The 9,819-nt window shown below is 45.6% G+C and carries 10 protein-coding genes; 3 read left to right on the forward strand and 7 right to left on the reverse strand.

Going from position 1 to position 9,819, the window contains the following annotated elements; translation table 11 throughout:
• Positions 1–25: 25 nt before the first annotated feature.
• On the reverse strand, positions 26–250 hold the full coding sequence (locus F7D73_RS11035) for a hypothetical protein (RefSeq protein WP_153082714.1): 225 nt from the start codon (positions 248–250) through the stop codon (positions 26–28).
• Between the two features lie 212 nt (positions 251–462).
• Here F7D73_RS11035 and F7D73_RS11040 point away from each other — a divergent pair, with 212 nt between their 5' ends.
• Positions 463–1,647 (forward strand): phosphoribosylaminoimidazolecarboxamide formyltransferase, encoded by a 1,185-nt coding sequence (locus F7D73_RS11040; RefSeq protein ID WP_153124677.1) that lies wholly within the window; start codon positions 463–465, stop codon positions 1,645–1,647.
• A gap of 21 nt (positions 1,648–1,668) precedes the next feature.
• On the forward strand, positions 1,669–1,869 hold the full coding sequence (locus tag F7D73_RS11045) for a hypothetical protein (RefSeq protein ID WP_006848784.1): 201 nt from the start codon (positions 1,669–1,671) through the stop codon (positions 1,867–1,869).
• Between the two features lie 145 nt (positions 1,870–2,014).
• Here the strand turns inward: F7D73_RS11045 and F7D73_RS11050 are convergent, their stop codons facing one another.
• The 5 genes from F7D73_RS11050 to hpt all read right to left on the reverse strand — a co-directional run bounded on the left by F7D73_RS11050 (position 2,015) and on the right by hpt (position 6,756).
• Complete coding sequence (locus F7D73_RS11050; protein ID WP_153124679.1) at positions 2,015–3,205, reverse strand: M23 family metallopeptidase; 1,191 nt, start codon at positions 3,203–3,205, stop codon at positions 2,015–2,017.
• Positions 3,206–3,370: 165 nt separating this feature from the next.
• Positions 3,371–4,210: a peptidoglycan editing factor PgeF gene (pgeF, locus tag F7D73_RS11055; protein WP_153124681.1), complete on the reverse strand. Its 840-nt coding sequence runs from the start codon at positions 4,208–4,210 to the stop codon at positions 3,371–3,373.
• A gap of 122 nt (positions 4,211–4,332) precedes the next feature.
• Positions 4,333–5,493: a GTPase ObgE gene (obgE, locus tag F7D73_RS11060; protein WP_153124682.1), complete on the reverse strand. Its 1,161-nt coding sequence runs from the start codon at positions 5,491–5,493 to the stop codon at positions 4,333–4,335.
• Positions 5,494–5,609: 116 nt separating this feature from the next.
• Positions 5,610–6,182 carry an adenylate kinase gene (locus F7D73_RS11065; RefSeq protein WP_153124684.1) on the reverse strand — a complete coding sequence of 191 codons (573 nt, stop codon included), beginning with the start codon at positions 6,180–6,182 and terminating at the stop codon, positions 5,610–5,612.
• 37 nt (positions 6,183–6,219) lie between these two features.
• Positions 6,220–6,756, reverse strand: a complete 537-nt coding sequence (hpt, locus tag F7D73_RS11070; protein ID WP_153124686.1) for a hypoxanthine phosphoribosyltransferase — start codon at positions 6,754–6,756, stop codon at positions 6,220–6,222.
• A 149-nt stretch (positions 6,757–6,905) separates the two neighbouring features.
• Between hpt and F7D73_RS11075 the strand changes: the two genes are divergently transcribed.
• The gene (locus F7D73_RS11075; RefSeq protein ID WP_153124688.1) at positions 6,906–8,420 is read left to right on the forward strand and encodes an NAD(P)H-hydrate dehydratase; all 1,515 of its coding nucleotides are present in this window, start codon (positions 6,906–6,908) and stop codon (positions 8,418–8,420) included.
• On the opposite strand, the gene F7D73_RS11080 is transcribed toward F7D73_RS11075, so the two are convergent.
• Entirely contained in the window at positions 8,417–9,409 is a 993-nt protein-coding gene (locus tag F7D73_RS11080) for a helix-turn-helix transcriptional regulator (RefSeq protein WP_153124690.1), read from the reverse strand. The two genes, F7D73_RS11075 and F7D73_RS11080, sit on opposite strands and share 4 nt — an antisense overlap.
• Positions 9,410–9,819: the final 410 nt, after the last annotated feature.

Raw genomic sequence — 9,819 nt, forward strand, 5'->3', positions numbered from 1 at the left:
GCTAAACCAACCATGTTCCATTCTTTTATTTTTCGCCCGCATCATAATTCACGAGCCCATCCTCCGTGCCGTGTAAAGCACCTTGGAAATCATCCCAACTCTGGAATCCGGCGAGCAGCGCCAACTTGTCCAAAGTCTGGCGGGAAGGCTTCTCCTTCCCTTTCAATACATCCCACATTTTGTGGAAAACATGTGCCTTGCCAACCTTCTTTTCTAAGTGTTCAGCAAGGACTTTCAAATCCTGTTTCATAACAATCCTCTCATATTTTCTAATTGGGAACAAAAGTACTGAAAAAGAATGAAACAGAGTTCATTTTTCCCGACTTTTTTATGTTTTGGGGTAAAAAAAATGCTTTATATCATAAAAATGCTGTTTTTTAGGGCTTTTTACGAAACAGAAGTCCAATATCTCAATCATTTTTTGTAACTTTGCGCCAAATTCCAAAAAACATTTCTTAGAAGATGAAAGAATTAGCACTTAAGTACGGATGTAATCCAAATCAGAAACCTTCTCGCATCTATATGGATGACGGAAGGGAACTTCCTATCGAAGTGATCAACGGCCGTCCTGGCTACATCAACTTCCTGGATGCCTTCAATTCCTGGCAATTGGTCAAGGAACTCAAGGCTGCTACAGGAATGCCTGCTGCCGCTAGTTTCAAACACGTTTCTCCTGCCGGTGCAGCTATCGGCTTGCCTCTGAGCGACACATTGAAGAAGATTTACTTCGTTGATGATGTCAAGTTTGAGCTCTCTCCATTGGCTTGTGCCTATGCTCGTGCGCGTGGCGCTGACCGCATGTGCTCTTATGGCGACTTTGTTGCGCTGAGCGATGTATGCGACGAGGCTACAGCTCTCCTCATCAAGCGTGAGGTAAGCGATGGTGTCATTGCTCCAGGCTATACCCCTGAAGCTATCGAGATTCTGAAGGAGAAGCGCAAGGGTACCTACTGTGTTATCAAGATTGATCCTGACTATGTGCCAGCTCCTATCGAGCACAAGCAGGTGTTCGGTGTTACCTTCGAACAAGGACGCAACGAGGTGAAGCTCGATGATCCTGCTCTCTTCGAGGATGTTCCTACCAAGAACAAGACTTTCACTCCTGAGGCTAAGCGCGATCTGATTATCTCGCTCATCACCCTGAAGTATACTCAGAGTAACTCTGTATGCTACGTGAAGGATGGTCAGGCTATCGGTATCGGTGCCGGTCAGCAGAGCCGTATCCACTGTACCCGTCTGGCTGGTTCTAAGGCTGATGAGTGGTGGTTGCGCCAGTGTCCTAAGGTGATGAACCTGCCTTTCAAGGAGAAGATCCGTCGTGCCGACCGCGACAATACCATCAATGTCTACATCTCTGATGAGTGGGAAGATGTATTGCAGGACGGTGTTTGGGAGCAGTTCTTTACTGAGAAGCCTGAGCCATTGACCCGCGAGGAGAAGAAGGCTTGGATTGCACAGAACAAGGGTGTGAGCGTTGGTAGTGATGCTTTCTTCCCATTCGGCGACAATATTGAGCGTGCTCACAAGAGTGGTGTTGAATACATAGCAGAAGCAGGCGGTAGTATCCGTGACGATAATGTTATTGATACCTGCGACAAGTACGGCATCGCTATGGCGTTTACTCACGTTCGCCTCTTCCATCACTAATTTATTATATAATTAAGGTATATGAGTGACATTGACGATATTATCATGGGCGGTATGGTCTTCAAAGGCGGCGGTGGTCCTAAGAAGGATGACGACGACAAGGTGAAGACCAAAGCCAAGAAGAAAAAGTACATAACGGGTGCTCACGGTAGTGGCTCTGCCCGTCAGAAGGCAAAGTATCGCCAGCAGAGAGCCAATCGTAAATCCCAGAAGAAGAAATAAGAAGGAAAAATATAATTAGCCTTAAGGGTAAATACAATTAGCCTTAAGGGAAAAAACAAGAGGGTGTGTCATAGGACTTATGACACACCCTCTTTGCTTTATTTTGCAGCAAGTGAAATCATGATAAGATATTGCCGCTTATCTATCAGTTCTTGACGCTCTTCACACCCTTTCCCTTGGTAAGATGCAAGGTAGCGGCTTTCAGCTTATGGTTGCTGTGGTCGAAGATGATGGCTGGGTCCAGCCGTCTACCATCAAAGCTAACCTCGAAATGAAGGTGCTCTGTGGTAGCCCTACCGGTGCGGCCCGTCAAACCGATTACCTGACCAGCCTTTACCTTATCCCCTTTCTTCACCTTGTTTTTGCTCTGATGACTGTAGAGCGTCTCGAAACCATAAGCATGCTTGATACGAATACAGTTGCCATAGCCAAAATAAGGTCCTGATGCAACAACCGTACCATCAAAGGCAGCCACAATCTCATCATTCGGGCACGTCTTGAGGTCAACTCCCGAATGGCGGCGCTTGCCTCCATAAGGACTGATTACCTTGGCACCAGGCAGAGGATAAGCCCAGGCAGTCTTTTCTATCTTCTCCAAATCAAGCTCGAAAGTATTGGTAATGGTAAACGGATCATTAACCTCATCAGGGTCGAGCGTCATTCCATCGCCTATTCCACCCTTTTTCTTGCCAGATGCCTCCTTGTCAGCCTCAGCATTTCTTCCTACAGAAGAATCCTTGCCACCGATAACCGAAGCGCTGACACGGGCACCCTGCTTGCGGAACTGCACCGTCTGGCGGCGCAACTTATGCGATTTCAACTCTACGAAAGTTTCCGGATTCAACCTACCGCCATTCACCATGATAGAGAAGTCGCAATAAGTTTCCCCCTCCTTAGAGCCTACAATGGCAATCGTCTGTCCGGCATCCACATGCTGTCCTACCTTAACCAGGTTCTCGGCATTGTTGGCATAAACGGTTTCAAGACCGCAATCGTGGCGCACCACGATGACATTACCCATAGATTCCGACTTTCTGGAAAGTCGCACATAACCTTCGAGCATCGCCTTGACAGCATCGCCTTTAGAGGTAGAGATACGCAACACATTATTGTTCAGAAGGGTTGCTTTGCCCACAGGAAGCGGGAAGGAATATTCCTTAGCACGGAATATCTCAAAGTCTACATTAAATGCCTGACTCTGGGCAAAGAGACCGGGTGTTGCAATACTCACCTGCTGCTGTTCGGCTGCCGTGAATACATTTTTAGCGGGCATAAAGCTGCTCAGCGAGAACACCATGAATCCTGCCACAGCCAATAGCCGCAATCCTTTTTTCATTCTTTTCATTATTTACTTTTTCTTTCTAAATCCCTATATGTTCTATAAACTATAAACTATTAACTATAAACTGAAAAACATCCATTTCTCCCTCTCCGTTCTGAAAGAAAAGGAAAAATGGATGTTATCTTGAAAACTATCTGATACTTACCTGCTAGCAGGCTTTTACTTCAACAAGATACCTGTGAAGATTCTGCCGCTCTCGATACCCAGCTTTCTGGCAGAGAAGTACTCATCGCTGTGGGCAAAAGTACAGATGCCACAATCCTGGATATTCTCTTCGGCCACTCCACAATGCAGAAGTATCTGTTTGTTGCAGAGCGGAAGATTGAGATGCCATTTCAGCGGCTGCACAATATTCCCCTCAGCTGCCAGGCGCTCACGCTCAGCAGGATCAACCGAGAAGGCGGCATTAGGACGCTGCTCGGCAATCTCTTCCATAGGGAAAGCTGCCTGCTCAAAAGCCTCGTAAACCTCATCGCCCACCTCGAAATGGTCGAGCGAAATGCCCGGACCTATCACAGCCTTCAACTTCTTCGGGTCGGTATGATAGGTAAACGCCATCTCCTGAATGGTTTTATGCACGATGCGAGCCAGCGTGCCACGCCAGCCGGCATGGATGGCAGCCACTGCCTGATGCTCCTCATCATAAAGAAGCACAGGGATGCAATCGGCAGTAGAAACACCGATGCATACACCTTTCTGGTCAGTCATCACGGCATCTACACCTTCGAGCACCATCTTGCGGATATTCTCAGGCATGGTGAGAAACTCGCCGGCAATATTGCGCACCTCTACTCCATGCACCTGATGGGGCATGATGATATGGTCGGTAGTGATACCGAGCTCAGCAGCCAGACGCTTGCGGTTCTCTGCAACATGCTCGGCAAAATCACCGCAATATTCGTTGATATTGAATTCGCTATAGTTGCCCTGGCTCACTCCTCCCTTGCGGGTAGTAGAGAAAGCCATGACGCCAGAAACTATGCTATATACTTTGAACATTGAACTTTGAACTTTGAACTTTATGATTAGACTTTTTACTTTGAACTCCGAAAACAGAACGTTATGACTTTTTGGGCATATCATAAAGTTCAATGTTCCAAGTTCAAAGTTCAAAGTCAAGATTACTCGTATTCGAAATCATCGAGGTCGTCAACATCCTCGATTTCATCCTCATCAATATATTCTACTACATCCTCGCCCTCTGCAGCCAGTTCCTGCTGGAAGCGAGACATATCCTTGTCACGGTGAACAAGCGTATCTTCGGCAGTAATCTCCTGAAGCTTGTTGCTCTCAGAATTGAGTTCCTTCCAGAGCACATCCTTCAGTTTCTGGATACCCTGTCCGGTAACAGACGAGATGAAGACCACCGGAAGATCGGTAGGCAAGGTTTCCTTGAGCATTTCAATCAGTTCTTCGTCGAGCAGATCGCACTTGGTGATAGCCAGCACGCGATGCTTGTCGAGCATCTCTGGATTGAAGTTCTTCAGCTCGCCCAGCAATACTTCATATTCTTTCTTGATGTCGTCAGTATCTCCCGGAACCATGAAGAGCAACAGAGAGTTGCGCTCAATATGGCGGAGGAATCGCAAGCCCAAACCTTTTCCTTCGCTCGCGCCCTCGATGATGCCAGGAATATCAGCCATGACAAAACTCTGGTGATCGCGATAATCTACGATACCCAGCGATGGTTCGAGCGTAGTAAACGGATAGTTTGCAATCTTAGGACGAGCACTTGATACGGCACTCAGCAAAGTTGACTTACCGGCATTAGGGAAACCTACCAGACCTACATCGGCAAGGAGCTTGAGCTCCATGATGATGGTCATCTCCTGCATAGGTTCGCCCGGCTGTGCATAGCGAGGAGCCTGGTTGGTAGAGGTACGGAACTGGAAGTTGCCCAATCCGCCACGACCGCCCTTGAGGAGCAGAACTTCCTGCCCGTCATAAGCCACATCGCATACAAACTTGCCTGTTTCGGCATTATAAACCACGGTACCGCAAGGCACATCGATATAAATATCCTTGCCATCGGTTCCATGACACTTATCACGGCCACCGTTTCCACCATGCTCGGCGAAGAAGTGGCGCTGATACTTGAGGTGCAGCAACGTCCAGTAGTTATGGTTGCCGCGGAGATAGATGCTTCCTCCACGTCCGCCGTCGCCACCATCTGGACCGCCATTAGGCTGGTACTTTACGTGGCGCAGGTGCATGGAGCCTTTACCACCCTTACCAGAGCGGCAGTTGACCTTTACATAATCTACGAAATTGGATTCAGCCATTTATTTTTTTCTTTTTAATTGAATGAATAAATCTTCTTTTATTTGAACGAAAGATTCTTCTTTTATTTAACGAATAAATCTTCCCCGCTGCTGCGGGGAAGATTATTTTATCTTGATTACAAGTTGTCGATTACATTGCAAACACGAGCAAAGATCTCATCTACTGTACCGAGGCCCTCGATGTGGTGGTGGATACCTTCCTTCTCATACCAGTCGATGAGCGGAGCAGTCTGAGTGTGATAAACATTGAGACGCTTCTTGATAGTCTCCTCGTTATCATCAGAACGGCCACTTTCCTTACCACGGTTAATCAAACGAGCCATCAGCTCATCCTCAGGAACAGCCAACTCAATCATGGCTGCAATCTTGTGACCACGCTCAGAGAGCATCTTCTTCAAAGCCTCAGCCTGTGGAGTAGTACGTGGGAAACCATCGAAGATTACGCCAGCGTGCTCCTTACCAAAGCTATCGTATACGCTTGCGAGGATGTCGATCATCAACTCATCAGGAATCAACTGACCATTGTCGATAAATCCCTTAGCTGTCTTACCAAGCTCTGTACCATTCTTGATTTCATTACGAAGTACATCACCTGTTGAAATGTGACCGAGACCATACTTCTCGATCATCTTGTCGCTCTGTGTACCTTTACCTGCACCTGGAGCACCGAAAATTACGATATTTTTCATTTTTACCTTAAATATATATATAAAATTATATGTTGTATTACTCTACAATCGTATAGATGTCGCGGAGGTTTCTGCCTTCCTGATCATAATCCAATCCATATCCTACGATGAAATCGTTAGGAATTTCCATCACGGCATAGTTGATGTCCAAATCAACCTTCAGGTTGCCTGGCTTTACGAGCAAAGAGCAGACTTCGATACTAGCCGGATTCTTCTTCTTGAGTTCATCTATCATGTGGACCATGGTAAAACCAGAGTCAACTATGTCTTCTACAATGATGACATCCCGACCTTCCAGGTCCTGGTTGATGCCCATGAGTGTCTTCATGCTGCCAGTAGAGGTGGTACCCTCATAGGAAGCATACTTCACAAACGAGATCTCGCTCGGTACCGTAATCATACGCATCAAATCGGCTGCGAAAATAAACGCACCATTCAACACTGCCAGGAATACCGGCTTCTTACCTTCGTAATCCTTGTTGATACGGTCGGCTACGACCTGTACTTTCTTCAGAATCTCAGCTTCAGGAATCGATGTTTTGAAGCTCTTATCCTTGATTTTTACTATGCCCATCGTCTTTAAATATAATATTTTCTGCAAAAATACGAAAAAAACATGAAACATCATGCTTTCATCCACCTTTTTTTAGTACTTTTGCATTTAGAAAGCAATAAATGTCAAGGTTTTTACCCAAACATCATAGTTTTAACATAAATCGAAGTATGAAGATATTTACAAGTGCTCAGATACATGAGCTAGACAAATACACCATTGAGCATGAACCCATCTCATCGCTCAACCTCATGGAACGCGCTGCCAAAGCTTTGACTCGTGCCATCGAGGAAGAATGGACCAACCGCACACCCGTGGTCGTCTTCGCCGGTCCCGGCAACAATGGTGGCGATGCCCTTGCTGTTGCCAGATTGCTCAGCGAGGATGGATATCAGGTGAATGTATATCTGTTCAATGTACACAATAAACTCTCAGCAGACTGTGCAGCCAACAAGAAAAGGCTCCAGGAAGCAAAAAGAGTGAAATTCACGGAAGTCGTTCTCAACTTCGATCCTCCACAGCTCGAAGCAGGTACGCTTGTGATTGACGGTCTCTTTGGCAGCGGACTGAACAAACCGCTGGCTGGAGGTTTTGCTGCTATGGTAAAATACATCAACCAGAGTGCTGCCAAGGTGGTAAGTATCGACATTCCTTCGGGACTGATGACCGAAGATAATTCCTACAACATCCACTCCAACATTATCCGGGCTGACCAGACTCTTACCCTTCAGCAGAAAAAGCTCTGCATGCTGATGGCAGACAACCAGCAATACCTGGGGCATCTGAAAGTACTTGACATCCGACTTTCTACAGAATATATCAAGAATACAGATTGCAGATACAGCATCCTTGAGGAAAAGGACATCAGACTGCTGATGCATCCCCGTAATGATTTTGCGCATAAGGGCAACATGGGCAATGCACTCATCATTGCCGGAAGCTATGGCATGTGCGGTGCATCGGTCCTTGCTACCAAGGCATGCTTGAGAAGCGGTGTGGGCAAAGTGACTACACATACGCCCAAACGCAACTACGAGATTATGCAGATAAGCGTACCGGAAGCGGTACTTCAGATGGATTCTGAAGAAACCATCTTCAGCGAGCCGGTGGAAACAGAGAACTTCCATGCCATGGGCATCGGTCCTGGACTGGGAACCAACGAGACTACCGCCATCGCCCTGATAGCCCAACTGCGCCGTGCCAGCTGTCCGGTGGTCGTAGATGCTGATGCATTGAACATTCTCTCCAGCCACCGTGCCTGGATGCAGCAACTTCCAAAGGACATCATCCTCACACCCCATCCAAAAGAACTGGACCGCCTGGCTGGCAATACCAGCAGCAGTTGCAGCGAACGGCTCTTGAAAGCCAGCGAACTGGCAGAGCGCTTACAGGCGTACATTATATTAAAAGGCCACTATTCTGCCCTCTGCCATCCGGATGGAAAGGTAGAATTCTGCTCTACCGGCAACAGTGGCATGGCAACAGCCGGAAGCGGTGATGTACTTACAGGAATCATCACAGCCCTCCTGGCACGAGGATACAAGCAGGCAGATGCCTGCCGATTGGGAATGCATCTACACGGTCTGGCAGGCGACCTTGCCGCAAAAGATCTGGGCAAGGAAAGTCTCATTGCCAGCGATATCATACAATATCTGCCAAAGGCATTCCTGAGAATGGAAGACTAAGATATAGGAGAGGTCTCCCTTATCTGGGAGATTCTCGCTTCCAGGACCTGACGCAAATCGTCCTTTCTATCCATATTCAATTTCTTACGGATATGGCTACGCTGACTGGTGATGTTCGACTCTGATTTATTCAGCAAGTCGCACATCTCCTTCAGTGTTTTTCCCTCATAAACCAGCTTACAGATTTGTTTTTCACTATTGGTAAAGCCTTCGCAAACCTGATTCCATAATATTTTATCAGTTTCTTCCTTACGGATATGCTCTGTTGCTTTATTAATAATACGTTCACGTAATTCCGGTGTCAGATGCTCCATCAGGCTACCGGTTTTATCAACTTTTGAATCCTCCATATTGGCAATCATATCCAATGCTTTCTTTTCAATATTGGTAATTCGCTTAGGTTGGCGCAGGTTTCGGGTAATCTCCTTCATTTGGTAGATTGCAGCATAAGCCATCAGTATAAAGCCAAGGAAAATCGCCTTGACACTAAATAGCGTAGACATACAATTATTGCGGGCAAAAAAGAAGGAGATGACCGGCAGCATACCAATAACAATTACCAAAGAAGTCTTTTTCAACTGTTGCGTAAGGGCAGTAATGGCAAGTATGAACATAATAAATATATTACTGATAATGCTCACTTCATCCGTTTCGCATCCAAAAATAGAACAGAAAACTGTATCAATAGCCAGTTTGGAAAACAACAAAAGATAAACGGAAGATATACCTATAGAGAAAGCGAGCTTTCTTTTCCAAATGGCAAACTGCAAGCCCAGCAATATCAAAGCATGAATGACAGTAAGGCTAAGTCCCCATGGTTCACCCAACGCGATGAACAAAGATAGATGGAATGGGATGATAAACATCTCAGCTAAAGTAAGCAACAGGAAAGCAATGACACGGTGACGATCGACGACACCGCAGTAAATCGGGCACAGATGGTGCTCAACTCTCAATATCAGATTTATAATACGAATTTTTAGTTCCATTTTGGCTTGGTATGCATTTATTTCGTTTACTTATACACAAAGTTACGGATTCATGTTCTTTTTAATATTTTATCCGTTTCCAGAATAAATCGCTGCAAAATTACAACATTCAATCATAAATCAATCATAAAAGAGAGAAAAAATGCAGAATTTAACAACTTTAAGTATAAATCAGTGGTTTAAATGATAAGAAAAAGCATTTTTCAGTATTTTTCAGGGTAAAAAAGTTTGGAGGTTATACGAATTTCATATACTTTTGCACCGGATTTCAGAACGATGAGGATAAATCATCAACAGAAAGTAGAGGAAAAGTAAATAGAAAAGGATTTGAAGTGTCTCTACATTTATCCAAATTCACTAGTGTCCCGTTAAAACGAGACGATTATTAAATAAGTTATTAATACTCAAAA

Origin of the sequence: Segatella copri, assembly GCF_009494395.1 — a bacterium.
In the GTDB taxonomy this organism is placed as follows: domain Bacteria; phylum Bacteroidota; class Bacteroidia; order Bacteroidales; family Bacteroidaceae; genus Prevotella.